Consider the following 18,630-nt stretch of genomic DNA (forward strand, 5'->3'; position numbering starts at 1 on the left):
TGACCACAAGATTTATTTTCCGGTAATATCCATGGACTGATAAACATACTCGTGAATCCGTCGCCGAATCTTCTGCCGATTGATTTCATTGTTCTCGGCATTGGGGTGAACACGGTTGGAAAGAAACACAAAAACGAGGTCGTATTTAGGGTCTGCCCACACCATTGTGCCTGTAAAACCCGAATGGCCAAACGAGGTAGCGGAGGCCGAAGGAGCTACATAATTACTTTCTCCTTTGGTAGGAGCTTTGTCCCAGCCAAGACCCCGGTGGTGCGCCGTATCATACATTTTTGCGAATAATGGAACCGTTGCATCCTGAAAATAACGCCGGTCGCCGTAGAGCCCTTTTTGTAAATTCATCTGCATCAAAATCGCTAAATCATAGGCAGTGCTAAACAAACCCGCATGACCTGCCACGCCGCCATAGACCGCCGCCATCTGGTCATGTACCGTACCGCGCAAGAGCTGGTTGCGGTACGAAAAATCGCTTTCGGTAGGGGCGATTTGCGTTTCTGGAAAGCGTTCTAACGATTTAAAGCCAGTTTGCATCATGCCAAGAGGTTCGTAAAAATTTTGCTGCAAAAACTCGTCAAGTGGTTGATTGGTGACACGTTCGACGATTTTCTGTAACATTAAAATGCCTAAATCACTGTAAACAAAAGAATAACGACCTCCAGGCTCCCGCTTATTGTGGAGCGGAGATTGAATCACCCATTGCCAAACCGAATCTTTTAACGCGGGTTTGGCAAATAACTTAGGCGCGATTTGCATTGAATATACACTGTCGCGCAGTGAACTGTAATATTCGGTCATCAGGCCACCTCCTCCCGTTTTGGTGCGTTCCCAGAGTTTAGGATAAAAAGCCACCATCCCTGAGCGGTGCAGTAGCAAGTCCTCCAAAGTGATCTGAGATTTGTTTGTCCCCACTAACTCAGGCAAATAGTGTGCCGATTTTTGTTTTAGGTCAAGTACATTTTGTTCTTGCAGGTACATCACGGCCTGAAGGGTAGCCGCTACCTTGGTGACCGAGGCTACATCATAAAGTGATTCATTCTGAACTTTTTCCGTGATTTTGTCATAACTGAGGGTTCCATAATTTTTTTGGTAAACAATCCGCCCCTTTCTCGCCACCACCACCTGACACCCCGGAAAGATGCGCGCATTGATAGAGTTCTGAATCAGGGTATCCATGCGGTTGAGCAGTAAACTACTCATGCCTACTTGCTCGGGCAAACCCAGCGTCATGCGGTTGAGGGTGGTGGTTTCATACCCCGTTCCTATTTCGTATTGGCCTTCAATAGAGACGGGCAATTTTCCTTTGAAAGGCAGCGCCCCGAAGATTTGCTGCGCGGCGGTTACTTCCAAATCAGCCAGATTTTCGTACGCACACACCACCGCCGAGGTGGCAGGAAGCTGCTTAAGGGCGTAAGGTGTGGCAAACAAACTGACAATTACTTTGGCTTTTTGCTGTAATCTCGTAATCAATTCAATCGTAGCGGGGGTAATTAAAAACGGTCGGTTAAAGTTCCGCCGTGTTTCGTGCAGACTTACAATAACAACGTTGGCATCGCCGACCTGCGTGAGCAAACTCTCCACTTCTTCGTTGGTGGTGGGTTTGTCGGCGTACATGATGTGTTTGAAGGGAGCGTAGCGACTTAGGGTTTGCTGAAACTGATTGATACCGCCACCGCCGATGGCAATAGATGCAAACGCGCAGGTATCAACGGCGCTGATGGGCAGAAGTTGGTTATCGTTGCGAACCAGCGTAACGGCTTGCTCGCACAATTCGCGCGAAAGCGCCCGCACTTCGGCTTTTTGGATATCATCGTTCAAATGCTTCATCACCACGGGCCGAGATTTATGCAAGCCCATCCAGTATTTGGCCCGAAGTATTTTGTGTACTTTTTCGTCAATGACATCTTTGGGAATGCGCCCTTTTTCTACTTCTATTTTAATTCTTTTAATGGACTCGGCGACGTGCTCGGGGTACAATAAAATATCATTTCCTGCCAGTAGGGCTTTTATGTTGGCATCAACAGCCGTGCGTCCCCGCATCACCCCTTGCATATTCATGGCGTCGGTGAAAACCAGTCCTTGAAAACCCAGTTTATTTTTAAGTAAATCAGTGACTATTTTTTCGGAAAGAGAGGAAGCGAGAAAGGGCGTATTGTCAAGAACGGGTACGTACAGATGCCCCGTAATGATGCCCGTCAGGCTGTCGGCGATGAGCTTACGGAACGGATAAAGGTCGGTCTCCACCAAGCGGTCGCTTGAATGCGAGAGAACAGGTAAAGTATAGTGTGAGTCGGAATCTGTATCACCGTGCCCCGGAAAATGCTTGGCGGTGGCGATGATGCGTTGATGCTGGAGGCCTTTCATGTAGGCGGCGGCTTTGTTGGTCACATTGTCGCGGTCTTCTCCAAACGAGCGCAGACCAATCACGGGATTACGAGGGTTGCTGTTAATATCGGCAACGGGTGCAAAGTTCACGTTTACCCCTAATCGTTGGCACTGGCGGGCTATTTCTAGGCCCATTTTATAAATGTATTGATTGTCCTGAATGGCCCCCAAAGTCATTTGTTTGGGAAAATCTTCAATGCTATCAAGCCGCATTCCTAAGCCCCATTCGCCATCAATGCCAATCATCAACGGCACGTTTGAGAGCGCCTGATAACGATTAATCAGGCTTGCCTGTCGCGAAGGGCCCCCTTTAAAGAAGATAAGCCCCCCAACCTGCTGATTTTTAATCAATACATCGAAATGGCGATAGTAAGACTCGCTGCGGTCAGAATGCGTGGCGAGCATAAAAAACTGACCTATTTTTTGTTCGAGCGTAAGTGATTTAAAAACACTATCGACCCATTTACTTTCAGCAAATATAAAAGTGCCCCTCGGTGTGTCATTTTTAAAACTTGTCACGCCCAGTAGGCAAGCAAGAGTACACCCCAAAAAGGAGGTGCTAATCAATATTTTTTTCATTAGGTGTTGGTAAATACTGACAAAAATAATAAAAAATAAAGTTATGACATCCTAAAAAAATAGTACAAAACTCATTTCAAGAGTGAAAGAGGTTTGGGGGCGAATTATCCTGTGTCGGTATTAGTATGTAGTTGGTTTTGTGTGTAAATATTTGATATTCAATTGTTTGTTCTTTGGGTTTTAATGGTAATCTACTCTTAATGTTGGCTTAACATTGGCATAATATTGTACCCGTACTTTTGCACCCGACAAAACACTGATATGAAAGTTAAATTTAAACATTACAAATCCATGAGCAGATTACTGATATTTGCTGCCATTATTTTTGCTTCGATTCAGTCCTTTGCCCAGTCGGGCACCGTTCGAGGCACCATTACCGATGCTAAGAATAAAGAAACGCTCATTGGGGCTACTGTAAAACTTACTGGAACCCAACTTGGGGCCGCCACCGATATTAACGGTTTCTTTTCCATTGCCAAAGTCCCTGCGGGTAAGTATACATTAGAAATCACCTACGTTTCCTATAAAACGGAAATCATTGAAAATGTGTCTATTGAGGCCGACAAAGTAACCGAAGTCAATACGGCCCTTTTGGAAGCCGCCGCTACCTTGCAAGAAGTGAGAGTAGTAGCTACCCGCCAAACCAACACGGAGGTTTCGGTCATCAGCGAAATCAAAGCCTCCCAAAATATCGTCAGCGGGATTTCGTCTCAACAAATTGCGCGTACCCTTGACCGCGATGCGGCGCAGGTGGTGAAACGTGTACCTGGAATCACCATCGTTGGCGACCGTTTTATAAATATTAGAGGATTAAATCAGCGTTATAACAACGTAATGCTGCACAATGCCTTCACGCCTTCGATGGAAACGGACGTGAAGTCGTTCTCATTTGACATCATCCCGAGTTCACAAATCGACCGTTTGTTGGTATTTAAAAGCCCAGCGGCGGAGTTGCCGGGCGAGTTTGCGGGTGGAGTCGTGAAGATTTTTACCAAAAACATTCCTGACCAGACGAGCATTACGTTTGATTACAGCACGAGTTTCCGCCAAGGCACGACTTTCGGGGACTTCGACCAACCTGAGCAGGGCAAAAACTACTGGACGGGTTTCAACAACGGCTACCAGAGTATTCCGAGCAGTTTTCCTAATAAGAACCTGAATTTCGCCACGCCCGCTGAGTTAGAACTGGCTGGCCGCGCCTTACGTAATAACTGGACCGCACAGCGGACTTCGGCGATTCCTGACCAACGTTACTCTTTGACTGGTAACTTCAAATTACAGGCAGGAAACGTGAGAATCGGAAACGTAACGGCGCTTACATACAGTGATAGCCGGACGGCTTTTGAAATAACGCGCAAAGACTTCAACGAGAGCAACAACAACGTACAGTCGGTCATTTATAACTACAACGATGCCCAGTCTAACCGCAATATTCGGGTGGGTATTTTGCACAATTGGTCTGTAAGATTTAACGAAAATCACTCCATTGATTTTAAGAATTTGTACAATCAACTGAGCAATTCGAGCACCGTAAACCGTACAGGACGCAATCTTGAATCCAACTTCTCGCCCGACAGCTACTCTTTTGACCAAGTGTATCGTGGAATTTATACGGGGCAATTGTTGGGAAAACACGAGTTTAACAACGATAAAACGGTGGTTGACTGGGTTGTAGGATATAACAACGCCTACCGCGACCAACCCGACTATCGTCGTTACCGGTCCGATTTGGATGAATCAAACGGCCAAAGAACTCTTTATGTGCCCCTCGGCACGGCGGCGGCCTTTTTCTTAGGTCGTTTTTCTTCAAAAATGAATGAGAGTGCGGTAACGGGCGGTGTAAACCTGACGCATAAACTGGCCACCAAAAACGGTTCGGATATTGAGCTGAAAGTTGGCGGTTATTATGAAGATAAAAGCCGTGAATTTAAAGCCCGCAACTTAGGCTATGTGCGCACCAGCCGTACCAATCCCGATATTTTGAGTGGCTCAATTACGCAATTGTTTCAGCCTCAAAACATTAACAATACCGACGGAATTCGGATTGACGAACAAACCAACAATAGTGACTCTTACGATGCTGACAATAGCTTAATTGCCTTTTACGGTTCGGCGAACATTCCTCTGTCGAAAAAATTCAACATGATTGCTGGGGTACGTTATGAAGCCAACACGCAACAATTAAAATCAGCAACCATTAACGGAGACCCTATCAACGTAAGTTTTCCAGTCAATAAGCTGTTGCCGTCGCTGAATCTAACGTATAATTTCTCCGAAAAAACATTGATTCGGGCTGCCTACGGACGTACCCTCAACCGCCCCGAATTCCGTGAATTAGCGCCGTTTGCCTTCTATGATTTTGATTATAACATTGTTTACAAAGGAAATCCAGATGTTCAAACGGCCAATGTTGACAATTTTGACCTGCGCTACGAGTGGTATCCTACGCCCAATGAAGTGGTGAGTATTGCGGGTTTTTACAAGTATTTTACCAATCCAATTGAAGTAATCGTGGTGCCGGGCGCTGGTTCGGGAGGGGCAAAGACGTTTACGTTTGCCAACGCCAAAAGCTCTGTAAGCTCAGGTTTAGAATTAGAAATTCGCAAAGGACTAGGCTCGCTTGCTCCCTCTCCCATCTTGCAAAACATGAGTTTGTTGTTCAACGCAGCCTTGATTTTTAGCCGCATCAAGTTAGGTACGTTGGGTTTAGGCCAGTCTGACGACCGCCCATTGCAGGGTCAATCGCCATACATCGTCAATGTTGGCTTGAACTACAACAATCCTAAGTCTGATTTTCAGGTAAACGTGCTCTATAACGTCATTGGGCGCCGAATCTTCGCCGCAGGTTTTGAAGGTTACCCTGATATTTATGAAATGCCCCGCAACGTATTGGACCTTACATTCTCTAAAGCAATCGGAGCGCGTTGGACGGTGAAAGGGGGGGTGACTGATATTCTGAACCAAACCAACGTATTGTTGCAGAATGGCAACGGCGACAAAAAATTTGACCGTAACAACGACCAATTAATCCAAACGTATCGTCCGGGACGAATGCTGCAACTGGGCTTCTCTTTCCGCATTTTGTAAGTTTTGCTTTAACCATCAAGTAAGTCAATTATCCCAAACTATGAATATGTTTAAATCCATCAAAATGTTGCGAACGATAGCGCTTTTGCTGTCAACCGCAGTAATCTTCAATGCCTGTAAAGAAGAGGAAGAAGTTTTTCCTGCACCGACCATCGCTGCGGGTGCCGCTGCAAACGCCAAAACAGGTGATGTTGTAAAAATTACGGCCACGCTTAACGCTCCTGGCGGTTTGAAAACATTGACCGTTTTGAAAAATGGTCAAACATTTGAAAGCAAAGCACTTACGGGTGAAACAACGCTTTCTTATACCAAAGATTATACGGTAGAAAGCCTGCCAGTAGGGTCTACGGTTGTGTTTACATTTCAAGCAACTGATAGCAAAGACCAAGCTTCTACGATTGCTACGCAAATCGTTACGGTTTCGGCCGTTCCGAGCAAGCCCATCGTGGATGTAAGCGGTACTTTAGAAGGAAACATCAGCTGGACAAAAGGGAATATCTACCGTCTGAAAGGATTCGTTCGGGTGGGTGAAGATGCCAAAATTGACGGAACCCCCACTAAAACGGGTACGCTGACCATTGAAGCAGGTACTGTGATTATCGGTGAGCGCTCTTCAAAAGCAACGTTGATTATACAGCGTGGTAGCAAAATCATCGCCAACGGAACCGCCGATGCTCCGATTGTATTTACCTCTGAGCGCGCCATTGGCGAACGCGAAGCGGGCGACTGGGGTGGTTTGGTTATCTGCGGTAGAGGATTGAACAACTTGACTACGGGTGGTGTAAAAGGAGTCGCTGAATTGGAAGGCCAATACGGCGCATTCCACGGCGGAACCGACAATGCCGACAATTCAGGTTCATTGAAATACGTTCGCGTAGAATACGCTGGTATACCCATCAACCCCAATCAAGAAGTAAACTCGTTTACGTTTGGTTCGGTCGGAAGTGGCACTACCATGGAATACTTGCAGGCATCTTACGGCGGCGACGACTCTTTTGAGTGGTTTGGTGGCGCCGTAAATGGCAAATATTTGATTGCTTACCGTGGTTTGGACGATGATTTCGACATCGACAACGGTTTCAGCGGAAATTTACAGTACGGAATCGGTCTTCGTGGTGCGGCAGTTGCTGACCAGTCTGGTTCAAACGGTTTTGAAATCGACAACGACGGAAGCGGTACAGCCAACACGCCAGTGACATCGGCTACTTTATCGAACTTCTCGCTGATTGGACCAAAATTGGACAATACAACCGCTATCAGCGTTCAGTACCAAAACGGTATGCACTTGCGTCGTAATGCCCAGGTGAAAATTCATAATACCGTTGTGACGGGCTTCCCTAATGGTATTTTCATCGACCCAAGTGGCGCAGTTTCTACGTTACAAAATGCCGCTGATGGAAAATTGGTGTTGAATCGCGTAGTGGTTTCTGGCGTAAAAAGCTGGGGTTCAAACAGCTTCGGTGCTGGTGCAGGCAACCCTAACGGTTTTGCGGTTCGTGATGTAAATACCGCTACTACGCCAGTAGCCCTTGCCAACATTGGCACGCAAAAACCATCAGAGTGGTTTGCGGCGCAGCCAGGCAATAAAATCTTAACGGATTGGACGCTTACTGGTCTGAGCAATACCCTATTTGTGGCGGGTACACCTACCTTTACCGTTGGTGCTTCTGCTGCGGAAACTTTAACCAAAGGTGGTCAAGCTCCTGCGGGTGCTTTCTTTACAGCTACTGATTTTATCGGCGCGTTTAAAGACATGGACTGGACTGCTAAATGGGCTAACTTTAATTCGGGCACGACGGATTATACCAAAGTGCAATAATTAGTATATTTCGGGAAGTCATTTAAATTCGACTTCCCGAAACTTATGAAAACACAATTTTCAACCGCGTTCTTTATTTTATTTATTGCTTTTGGGATAACTGCTGGCGTTGTGAGTTGCAAAGACGGTGACCCTTATGATGTAAGTGCGTATTTTTCTGAAAATGAAAAAGATACGCTGCTCGCCAACATCATTACTTACACCAGTCAGTATGCCAAAGGAGCTACCAACACTACCCGTTTTGAACCACGTTTTCGCAAAGAATACGTGAGTCGCTTGGGGCAGTATAAGTTTGAAGGTTACTTTGTTGCGCCTGATTCCACGCACTACTTTTTCATCAACCGCCCTGTGGGCAGTGGCTATTACAAGCGTGGGGTGGGAGGTAAGTTTAAGATGGGCAAAAATCTAATGCCTATGCAGTACGAAGAACTATGGTGTACACCTCATTTTAAGAGTGACAGTTTGGTGTTGGAACGAGGTGAGTTTTTGTTTAAAGCAATGATAAAAGAAGGAAACATTGACAAGTATGTGACCATGAAGCATTACGTGGAGTGGCCAGATTCGACTTTGGTTTATGATAAAAAGATAAATGAATGGGTTGTGCCAGCCAAAGTACAGCCTTAACATAAAGAATTCATATTGGTGTCAGATTATAAAAAAAGCCGAGGACGACTGTTCTCGGTTTTTTTATGGAGTAGATTTAAGGAATGTCGTCATTTTCAGAGTGTTATTCCTTAAATCCTGCCCCGATTATGCAAACCTGCTCTTTTGTTTCTCGAAGAATCTCTGACAGCGCAAAAATTATCGCGCTTTTATTCCTCTATCTCTACGTTGTTACGGTGGAGCTACACGCGCAAAAAAAGCTCAGTAGTGACTTAAAATCAGCTTCTGAGCAATTTTTAGGAACCCTTACAGCTGAACAAAAAGCATTGGCTACGTTGCCTTTTGACTCGGAGTGGCGTTACGATTGGAACTACACGCCGCGTCAACGCAAAGGATTGCCTCTCAAACAAATGAATGAATCCCAACGTAAAGCCGCCATGAATTTGTTGAAAGTGGCTTTAAGTGACCAAGGGTTAGCCAAAGCCGAGGCGATTATTAGCTTGGAATACGTATTGCGTCAGGTGGAAAAACGCCCCGAAAATGACACTTACCGCGACCCTGAAAATTACGCTTTTGCCGTTTTTGGTAGTCCCGATGCCAAGCAGCCCTGGGGCTGGAGTGTGGAAGGCCATCATTTGTCGTTGCATTTTACGATTGTGGATAACAAAGTGGAATTTATGCCGAGCTTTTTCGGTAGCAACCCGGGTATTGTACTGCCAGGTTACATTCAGGAAGGAAAACAGGTGTTGAAAGAAGAAACCGATGCCGCTTTTCGCTTATTGGGCTCTTTTGACGAGCAACAACTGAAAAAAGTAATGCTTGCCAACAAAGCGCCCAATGATTTACTAACCACCAATTCTCGAAAGGTAAATCTCGAAAATCGGGAAGGATTGGCACTGGGCGATATGACCCCTGCACAACAAAAAATGTTTCAAGAATTGATAAATATCTATTTAAGCCGCTACCACGTAACGCTTAAAAATCAGGAATTGGACCGCCTGCGCCAAGCGGATATGAACAAAATTTATTTTGCTTGGATGGGCGACCGCGAGCCGATTCGGGGGGTAGGGCATGGGCATTATTTCCGCGTACACGGCCCCACGTTTTTGATTGAGTACGATAATACCCAAAACGGCGGCAACCACGTTCATTCCGTGGTGCGAGATTTAACCAACGATTGGGGTGAAGATTTATTAAAAGCGCATTACGAGGCAGCCCATAAAAAGTAGGTTATTTCATGCTGACCGCCGCTTGTTTTAGCGGCGAATGGGAACAGTCGTAGGCAGCGGCATCGCGCGAAACATTTTTGAAATTATTGGCTGCGTCAATATTTACAAAGGTTGCGTTTTGATTATTACGAACACAAATGCGGCTTTCCGCTTTAATTTGGCCATTTTCTAAAGTGTTGGCGTCTACGATTCCGTCGTAAATGATATGGGGGACTTTTTTACCAAACCGTAATTTATAACGAAACAACTGGCCCATGCGGCCCTTGCCCTGATAGCGCACGCGGTCGCGCTCATAGACGTTGTCGTGGATATATATGCCCGTAGGATAAGGGTAATAGTCTTTATCTTTGATGCGATTTTCGGTCAGAAAATAGCTGATAATACTTGTGCCGAGGCTATTGTTGCCAATGATTTTATTGTTGAAAATCTCCACTTGGTTGGTTGCCAAAATCATGACTCCTGTACCTTGCGGCACGCCAGCTACGATGTTTCCTTTTGGGGCAAAATTGGGGAAATTATTGTGGTGAATATGATTGTTGTACACCCGCACATTTCCGCCTTTTTTCTGAACCAAATCAGGCAAGTCAAACACTAAAATGCCTCCCGTATTTTCGGTGGATTCGTTGTCGTAGACGTCGGCTACCAGTGAGTTTTCGATTTCAATGCCCGCTACATTGTGGTAAGCACGGGAATTGCGTACGATGATATTTTTGGATTGCCCTACGTAAATCCCTGCGTCAGAAGCGCCAATGGCCACGCAGCCCTCAATCAATACGTTTTGACACATAACTGGGTACAATCCGTAAGCGCCGTTGGTGGCTTTGGGCTCGCCTGTCCATTCGGTTTTGACGTTTCTGAACGTTATGCCATTGACATTCATGGTTTTGATGGCATCGCCCTTGGCATCTTGGACGGTGAAATTTTCTAGCATTATATTTTCGGCGTTGCTCACCCGTAATCCTTCCGCACCATCTGTTTGGCCTTTAAAACTCAGAATGGTTTTTTCCATTCCAGCTCCGCGAACGATAATGTTTTTTTTGCCTTCGAGCGACAAACTTCCACTCAATGTATAAGTGCCAGCCTCAAGGGTAATGGTGGCACCGTCTTCGGCCATAATGAGCTGACGCTGAAGTTTTTTTTGAAAATCAGCCTGCGCAAGGGCCGTAAAAGAAGCCAAACTGAGGGCAACAAATGATAAAAAACGCATAATTTCGAAAGGTTTAGGAAAGACGAAAGTACGAAAAAATAGAAACTTCGCAGCAATACCCTAATTTTGTGATTCGCTGTTGTAAAACTATAGACTATTAACCGTAAACGGACTGCTAAGAATGTCATCTGCTCACAAAAACCTGAGTGTATTCAACACGGAAGGTTTGCCCGATATAAGTGCTAAAAAATTTGTCATTGTTGTGGCCGAATGGAACGACGAGGTCACTGGTGCGCTCTACGAAGGAGCCCATAAAACGTTGCTCGAATACGGTGCCAAACCCGAGAATATTCGGAGAGTGAATGTTCCTGGAAGCTTTGAATTAAGTTTTGGCTCACAGGTATACGCCCAAAAGCCCGACGTTGATGCCATTATTGCCATCGGCTGCGTGATTCAGGGCGAAACCAAGCACAACGATTATATCAACCACGCGGTTGCTCATGGCCTCACCGACGTAGCGTTGAAGTACAACAAACCCGTTATTTTTGGGGTCTTAACGCCCAATACGCTGCAACAGGCCCTCGACCGAGCAGGAGGTATCCACGGCAATAAAGGCGACGAAGCTGCCATGACAGCCATAAAAATGTTGGGCCTTCAATAAAAACGATGAAAACAGTTATTATCAAATACAACGCCGGCAATGTGCAGTCTGTGATGTACGCCTTGGACCGAATCGGCGCGGCTTACGAATGGACCGACGACCCAGATACGATTCGTTCGGCCGATAAAGTAATTTTTCCAGGCGTGGGAGAAGCGAGTACCGCCATGGCATATTTGCGAGAGCGCGGGCTTGATAAATTGATACCCTCGCTCAAACAGCCGCTGTTGGGTACGTGCGTAGGAATGCAGCTTATGTGCCGTTATTCGGAAGAAAACGATACTATTTGCATGGGAATTTTTGACGTGGATGTGTTGCGTTTTCCGCGTACAAATGGCTTTAAGGTGCCTCAAACGGGTTGGAATGACATTTATTCGCTCAATAACCCACTTTGTGCGGGCTTGAATGAGCACGATTATGTGTATTATAATCACGGCTATTATGCACCGCTTTGTGACCAAACGGCAGCCAAGACCAACTACATCGTTGAATACTCAGCGATGTTACAAAAGGACAACTTTTTTGCGGCTCAGTTTCACTCCGAAATCAGTGGGAATGTGGGGCAGCGCATCTTTGAAAATTTTCTAAATCTGTAAACTCTTTCAACCGCTTTCCCCTTGCATCGCTTCTTGTTCCTGTTTGCAGTTGGAGTATGGCCTTTCATTTCAGAGGCGCAAAAGCAATATTATCCTCACCTGACGCTTTGGTCACGGGTGCAAGTAGCCAAAGAACCGAATCCGAACTGGAATCTTGTAGGGACGCTCATGTGGAGACGTCAGAATAATTATCAAGAGAATCCTCATAATCCCACTGCTAGTCCGTTGATGATGGGAGGGCAAGCGCTGATTACGCATCGTAATACCCAAAATACGGTATGGGTACATATTGCTCAAATGAGTTACATGGTTTCCAATCAGCTGTTGGGAAAAGAGGAAGATTTTAATGCTCCCATTGGCAAGGAGTTTCGTTATGCAGGCGGGGTTGAGTTTAACCAAGAAGTAAACGAAAAACTCACGTTTCGGCAGCGGTTCATGCAAGAGTTACGGTTTTTTAAAGCCAATAATTTTCATCCCGTTGGCCGGGTACGCGGTAGGGCCAATATTCGTTATCAATTCACCCCTTTTGTAAGTGTGAATGGCGTTACGGAGATTCTTTTTCATGACCCACCGCTGTTGAGCGGTCAAAAGCCTTTGCGTTTTCACCAATTTTGGTTTGGAGGAAGCTTGTTGTGGAGTTTAAGCGAACGTGTCAACCTCGAAACGGGTTATACATTTATTCATGGTCGTCGCGCTACATTAGTGGAGTTTGACGAACAAAATGTATTGAATCTCCATTTAGCGTTCGAAATCTAATGCGAAAGCTCCTTTTGTTACTGATGTTATTTTCATGGTTTAAACCCAACGCCCAGACCAAAAGTCGAGCTTATAAAATGATGTTGGAGGGAATGTACAAGCATACCGTTCCGACGGTAAGTTGTAAGGAATTGAAAAAGGAACAGTCTCAGGTTGTTCTGCTGGATACCCGCACCAAACGCGAATTTGAAGTGAGCCATTTGCCCGAAGCTAGATGGGTTGGGTATGAAGAATTTGACCTAAAAAAAGTAGAAAACCTTCCCAAAAATACGCCAATCGTGGTGTATTGTACCGTAGGCGTTCGTTCAGAGCGCATTGGCGAAAGACTTAAAGCGGCAGGGTTTCAAAATGTCCGAAATCTTTATGGTAGTATTTTTGAATGGGTAAATCAGGAAAATTCCGTGGTAGATACGCAGGGAAAACCTACCCAAAAAGTCCACGCTTATTCGCGGTCTTGGGGGATTTGGCTCAATAAAGGTGAAAAAGTGTATGAGTAATTTAGATCAAAATTTCTGGGATGAACGCTACCGCGCTGGTCAAACGGGTTGGGATATTGGCTATGTATCGCCGCCTTTGAAAGATTACATTGACCAATTAACTGATAAGAACCTTCGCATCCTTATTCCTGGCGGTGGCAATAGCTATGAGGCAGAATATCTTCTTCAGCAGGGGTTTACGGACGTGACCGTGGTGGATATATCGGCCGAAATTGTTAAAAAACTTCAAGATAAACATGCTTCAAAAGGCTTCAAAGCTATTTGTGAAGATTTCTTTGAGCACGAGGGGCAGTATGACTTAGTTTTGGAACAAACGTTTTTCTGCGCAATCGACCCGTCGCTGCGGCCGCGTTATGTGCACAAAATGCATGAATTACTGACTCCAAGCGGAAGGTTGGCGGGGCTTTTGTTTAATCGGCCTTTTGAAGGTGGTCCTCCTTTCGGCGGAACGGTCGAAGAGTATAAAGGTTTATTTGAGGAAACTTTTGACCTAAAACGCATGAGTCCCGCCGCCAATTCCATTCTTCCTCGGCAGGGTTTTGAGGTCTTTTTTGTGGCTTCTCCCAAGGTTAATTAAAAAACAAACGCCACCCAACCGAGCAGCGTTTGTCCCTTTTCCTAAACCCTAACTACAATAATTTTTTTACTTCTGAATGTTTTTGTGGAGTGCTTTTGTCATTGGGCTGAGACCTGCTGACGGTGGAAGTACTAGTGCGTAATTTTGATAATGAAGCTTACAATACGCCCAACGGTAGAAACAGCTTGGCGAGTTTCCTCCACGCCGTCCTGTGCTCGTTGCGTAACGTTCTTGAGAATAGAACCTTGCGGAATCACAGTCTTTTGGGGTTGAGAAACAACCGTACGCTCGGTCAAGGCTTTGTGGGTCGCAAAAATATTGTGCGGCCGGCCAATTGAAAAAGCGGCGGTACTCAACAAACACAGGGCGACGACGAGGGTGATAGCTTTCATGACTGTATGAGTTTTTAAATGGATTCGTAACGAGTATTTATTTTTGATGGCTGAATTCGGACCGACGATTCGGATGAAACAAAGATATGGGTTTGGGATGGTATTATGCAATACAAAGTACCTTGTTTTTGGTTAAAAAGTGTTAATCGGCAAATTTAGAGGATGAGTGGTAAGCAATTTTTCTTGTCGTTGAAAACTTCCTTTCATCACATAACCATTGACCACCAAACCTCTACAACTATATGATGTAAAGGTGGGTGAAAAGGTTGCACGTTGCCCAAAAAAAAAGACAAACCTGTGGTTTCGCCTGATGAAACCGATAAAATAAGGAGTGAACTGAAATGCGTAGAGACGCAACACCGTGCGTCTCTAAACTGTACGTCTAAAATATAATCGTTTTCCTCTTTCAGACTCATCAAAAACTCCGTTGGCATACACCAAATGTCCCGAAACAATCGTGTGCGTAATGCCTGATTGAAAGGTAGTTCCTTCCAAAGGAGACCAACCGCATTTGAATAAAATATTTTCTTTAGTTACGGTGGTAGGTTGGTTTAAATCTACCAATACTAAGTCGGCCCAGTAGCCTTCCCGGATATAGCCACGGCGGTCTATCTGAAATACGTCGGCTACGGCGTGGCTCATTTTCTCTACTACTCGTTCTATCGAAATCTTACCTTGCTGCACAAATTCTAACATGATATTGAGCGAATGCTGCACTAAAGGCAAACCAGAAGGGGCCGCCCAATAACCTTTTGATTTTTCTTCCCAAGTGTGTGGAGCGTGGTCGGTAGCGATGACGTCGATGCGGTTGTCAAGCAGTGCCTGAAAGATTTTTTCTTTGTGATGAGGCGCTTTGATGGCAGGGTTACACTTGATTTGGGCACCCAATCGATGATAATCTTCGGCGTCAAACCATAGATGATGTACGCATGCTTCTGAGGTGATGCGTTTTTGTCGTTTATCGTTTTCGCTTATGGCACTGTTTCCATAGCTACCAACTTCAAATAATTCGGTTTCCTCACCCGTCGAAATGTGGAGGATATGCAGCCGTGTACCGTGTTTTTTTGCCAGCGCCATCGCCATCGAAGACGATTTATAACAAGCTTCTTCGTTGCGAATGAGCGCGTGAATATCATACGGAACGTTGTCACCGTATTGTTGTTTAAACATTTCTGTACGCTGCCGAACCGTGGGCTCATCTTCGCAATGCGTGGCAATCAAGCAAGGAGCATTGGCAAATAGTTTTTCCAGCACTTCTGGCGCATCTACGAGCATATTGCCCGTGGAAGAGCCCATAAAAATCTTGATGCCGCACACATCAGGGCAAATCGTTTGCATAACCTCATCATAATTATCGTTGGAAGCCCCCATAAAAAAAGAGTAATTTGCCAACGAGGTCTGCGAAGCAATTTGATATTTATCTTCCAATAAGCTTTGAGTTAGTGCATTGGGTACGGTATTGGGCATCTCCATGAAAGAAGTTACCCCGCCCGCCACGGCTGCTTTAGCTTCCGAATAAATAGTAGCTTTGTGCGTCAGACCTGGCTCACGAAAGTGAACTTGGTCGTCTATCACCCCTGGCAGTAGGTATTGGCCAGCGGCATCGATGATTTTATCGGCATCAAGATGTTTTAAATCACCCCCGATTTTTTCAATCAAACCGTTTTTTACCAGAACGTCCTGTTCCAAAATATGCCCTTCGTTGACTACGCGGGCGTTAATGATAAGAATAGATGACATAATTATTTTTTAAGTTGGTTCCAACCCTTTTGGCTACTTAACAGACTATGTATTAAAAAGGAAACGTTATACATTAAACCGCCAAACTTACAACTCATTACCTGAACAGCCATATCATGCGTTTAATTTTATTTTTTATTCTGCTTACATTTTCGGTCTATGCCCAATCACGTTTTACGGTTAGTGGTTATATCCGCGAAAGCGGAAGCCAGGAGCAATTAATCGGCGTAAACGTTTATTTGCCCAATACCACCACAGGCACGACTTCCAATACCTACGGCTTTTATTCTATTACCCTTCCCGCGGCCGATTCTGTTACGTTGGCTTTTTCCTTTGTTGGTTATGGCACAGAAATCCGTACCGTAAAGCTGCGCAGCAATCTCCAACTTAACGTGCAGTTGGCGGCTATAGGACGAGAGCTGAATGAAGTGGTCGTATCGGGGCGGCGTGAGGCCGACAAAGTCAGCCAAATGGCACAAATGAGCCAGATTGATATTCCGGTGCAACAAATCAAGAAAATTCCCGCTTTTTTGGGTGAAAAGGACGTGTTGCGCGTGCTGCAACTCATGCCTGGAGTTCAAAAAGGCTCGGAAGGCCAAACGGGTATTTATGTACGTGGCGGTGGACCCGACCAAAATTTGGTGATTCTCGACGATGCGCCCGTGTATAATGTAAGTCACCTGTTTGGATTTTTCTCCGTTTTCAACGGCGATGCTCTCAAAAGTGTCGAACTGACCAAAGGAGGCTTCCCCGCACGATTTGGCGGGCGGTTGTCGTCGGTGGTGGAGTTGAATATGAAAGAAGGCAACAAAGAAAAGCTGCACGGTGAAGGTGGCGGCGGACTAATTGCCAGTCGTTTAACGCTCGAAGGGCCCATCAAAAAGAAAGGAGTTGCCGTGGCCAAGTCATCTTTTTTAATTTCTGGGCGACGTACGTATTTGGACTTACTGGCGCGGCCGCTCATTGCCGCCCAAACAGACGACAATACGATGGGAGGCTATTATTTCTACGACCTCAATGCTAAATTCAATTATGATTTTGGACAAAAGAATAAAATATACGCCAGTGGCTATTTTGGAAAAGATCGTTTTTTCTTTCGCGAAAAAAACGCATCTTCTGGCAGTGAAGGGGGATTGAATTGGGGCAATGCGACTGGTACGCTGCGCTGGAACCACCTATTTAGTGAGAAACTGTTTTCCAACGCTTCGTTGATTTTTAGCAACTACAAATTTCAGATTTACGCCAAAGAAAGTGAAAGGTTTAATAATACAGAAAACGAGTTTGAGTTGCGCTATACCTCAGGGGTAAGGGATTGGGGGCTAAAGTATGACGTTGATTACTTCCCCAACCCTCAACATGCCTTACGTTTTGGCGTGGTGACCACATTGCACCGTTTTACACCGAGCGCCGTAGTGGTCAAAAATTCAGATATTAATCAATTCAAAACTGAAGTAGAGGCCCTAAACAACGTTGAATCTGGAATCTATGCCGAAGATACTTGGAAGCCTAATCGTTGGCTCAAAATGAATGCTGGCTTAAGATTGAGCCATTTCAGCGCAGAAAATCAAAATTATTTTCGGCCAGAGCCCCGCATTTCGACCGCCCTGATGTTGCGTCCCGATTTGTCGTTTAAGGCGTCGTATGCCCGTATGAATCAGTACATTCACTTACTTTCTAACACTGGTATCGGCCTGCCCACGGATTTGTGGGTGCCGAGTACGGCCAAAATTGCACCGCAGCAATCGAGTCAAGTGGCGGCGGGTTTTGCCAAAGATTTTGAAAAACAGGGTTTGGCGCTGACGTTTGAAGGGTATTACAAAACCATGAACAATATCGTCAATTATAAAGAAGGTTCTAGCTTTTTGTTGATTGATGACCCCTCAAGTGCTGAAAAGGTTCGTTGGGATGAAAATATCACCAGCGGGCGTGGTTGGTCGTATGGGGCAGAAGTGTTATTACAGAAAAAAACGGGCAAACTTTCGGGTTGGATTGGCTACACCCTTTCATGGACGCAATGGAAATTTGCTGAACTAAATTTCGGACAAACATTTTATCCCCGTTATGACCGCCGGCATGATTTGTCCGTTGTAGGAATTTATGAATTTAGCCCTCGTATTACGCTTTCTGGTACGTGGGTGTATGGCACTGGCAATGCCCTCACATTGCCCCAGAGCAATTATCTAGCTTATCCGCATAATCTAAATCCACAAGTGCAATACGGTCAAAATGCTAATGCTCCATCGATTGTCTATAGGTCGTTTGGTGGTGGATGGAGTGTGAGTGATTATGGGCCAAAAAACAGTTTTCGCGCCGAGCCTTACCACCGCTTTGATTTAAGTTTACAGTTTCACAAGAAAAAAAGGCATCACGAACGAACCTGGGAATTGAGCGTTTATAACCTCTACAATCGTCGAAATCCTTTTTTCTACAACCTCACTTCCCGTCAGGTGTTTGATGCCAACGGAAAATATGTGAAAACAGAGACGGTGCTACAACGTATTTCTATTTTCCCGATTGTACCCACGTTGAGTTATAATTTCAAATTTTAAA

Annotated in this window: 14 protein-coding genes; 10 read left to right on the top strand and 4 right to left on the bottom strand. The window is 45.3% G+C overall.

What is annotated here, in order from left to right; genetic code table 11:
• Positions 1-12: 12 nt before the first annotated feature.
• On the bottom strand, positions 13-2,979 hold the full coding sequence (locus GVN20_RS11435) for a glycoside hydrolase family 3 N-terminal domain-containing protein (protein ID WP_166558447.1): 2,967 nt from the start codon (positions 2,977-2,979) through the stop codon (positions 13-15).
• Positions 2,980-3,270: 291 nt separating this feature from the next.
• Between GVN20_RS11435 and GVN20_RS11440 the strand changes: the two genes are divergently transcribed.
• From GVN20_RS11440 to GVN20_RS11455, 4 genes are all read left to right on the top strand, one after another.
• Positions 3,271-6,066: a TonB-dependent receptor gene (locus GVN20_RS11440; RefSeq protein ID WP_166558448.1), complete on the top strand. Its 2,796-nt coding sequence runs from the start codon at positions 3,271-3,273 to the stop codon at positions 6,064-6,066.
• Positions 6,067-6,106: 40 nt separating this feature from the next.
• Positions 6,107-7,885, top strand: coding sequence for an Ig-like domain repeat protein (locus GVN20_RS11445; protein WP_166558449.1), 1,779 nt, complete (start codon positions 6,107-6,109; stop codon positions 7,883-7,885).
• 45 nt (positions 7,886-7,930) lie between these two features.
• Positions 7,931-8,509: a hypothetical protein gene (locus GVN20_RS11450; RefSeq protein ID WP_166558450.1), complete on the top strand. Its 579-nt coding sequence runs from the start codon at positions 7,931-7,933 to the stop codon at positions 8,507-8,509.
• 128 nt (positions 8,510-8,637) lie between these two features.
• The gene (locus GVN20_RS11455) at positions 8,638-9,717 is read left to right on the top strand and encodes a DUF3500 domain-containing protein (protein ID WP_166558451.1); all 1,080 of its coding nucleotides are present in this window, start codon (positions 8,638-8,640) and stop codon (positions 9,715-9,717) included.
• 1 nt (position 9,718) lies between these two features.
• Here GVN20_RS11455 and GVN20_RS11460 read toward each other — a convergent pair whose 3' ends face one another.
• Positions 9,719-10,924 (bottom strand): parallel beta-helix domain-containing protein, encoded by a 1,206-nt coding sequence (locus GVN20_RS11460; RefSeq protein WP_166558452.1) that lies wholly within the window; start codon positions 10,922-10,924, stop codon positions 9,719-9,721.
• A 121-nt stretch (positions 10,925-11,045) separates the two neighbouring features.
• On the opposite strand from GVN20_RS11460, the gene ribH reads away from it, so the two are divergent.
• The 5 genes from ribH to GVN20_RS11485 are packed head-to-tail and all read left to right on the top strand — an operon-like array spanning position 11,046 to position 13,948.
• Positions 11,046-11,525 carry a 6,7-dimethyl-8-ribityllumazine synthase gene (gene ribH / locus GVN20_RS11465; protein WP_166558453.1) on the top strand — a complete coding sequence of 160 codons (480 nt, stop codon included), beginning with the start codon at positions 11,046-11,048 and terminating at the stop codon, positions 11,523-11,525.
• Positions 11,526-11,530: 5 nt separating this feature from the next.
• Complete coding sequence (hisH, locus tag GVN20_RS11470) at positions 11,531-12,118, top strand: imidazole glycerol phosphate synthase subunit HisH (RefSeq protein WP_166558454.1); 588 nt, start codon at positions 11,531-11,533, stop codon at positions 12,116-12,118.
• Between the two features lie 21 nt (positions 12,119-12,139).
• On the top strand, positions 12,140-12,874 hold the full coding sequence (locus GVN20_RS11475; RefSeq protein WP_166558455.1) for a DUF2490 domain-containing protein: 735 nt from the start codon (positions 12,140-12,142) through the stop codon (positions 12,872-12,874).
• Positions 12,874-13,371, top strand: a complete 498-nt coding sequence (locus GVN20_RS11480; RefSeq protein WP_166558456.1) for a rhodanese-like domain-containing protein — start codon at positions 12,874-12,876, stop codon at positions 13,369-13,371. Before GVN20_RS11475 ends, GVN20_RS11480 begins: the two co-directional genes overlap by 1 nt.
• The gene (locus tag GVN20_RS11485; protein ID WP_166558457.1) at positions 13,364-13,948 is read left to right on the top strand and encodes a methyltransferase domain-containing protein; all 585 of its coding nucleotides are present in this window, start codon (positions 13,364-13,366) and stop codon (positions 13,946-13,948) included. Before GVN20_RS11480 ends, GVN20_RS11485 begins: the two co-directional genes overlap by 8 nt.
• A gap of 131 nt (positions 13,949-14,079) precedes the next feature.
• Here GVN20_RS11485 and GVN20_RS11490 read toward each other — a convergent pair whose 3' ends face one another.
• Both GVN20_RS11490 and GVN20_RS11495 read right to left on the bottom strand, forming a co-directional pair.
• A complete protein-coding gene (locus tag GVN20_RS11490) occupies positions 14,080-14,340 on the bottom strand; it encodes a hypothetical protein (protein ID WP_166558458.1) in 261 nt (86 codons plus the stop codon).
• 369 nt (positions 14,341-14,709) lie between these two features.
• The gene (locus tag GVN20_RS11495) at positions 14,710-16,080 is read right to left on the bottom strand and encodes a dihydroorotase (protein WP_166558459.1); all 1,371 of its coding nucleotides are present in this window, start codon (positions 16,078-16,080) and stop codon (positions 14,710-14,712) included.
• A gap of 116 nt (positions 16,081-16,196) precedes the next feature.
• Between GVN20_RS11495 and GVN20_RS11500 the strand changes: the two genes are divergently transcribed.
• Positions 16,197-18,629, top strand: a complete 2,433-nt coding sequence (locus GVN20_RS11500) for a TonB-dependent receptor (protein WP_166558460.1) — start codon at positions 16,197-16,199, stop codon at positions 18,627-18,629.
• The last annotated feature ends 1 nt before the right edge of the window (position 18,630 follow it).

Source organism: Runella sp. CRIBMP (assembly GCF_009905605.1).
Taxonomy (GTDB): Bacteria; Bacteroidota; Bacteroidia; order Cytophagales; family Spirosomataceae; genus Runella.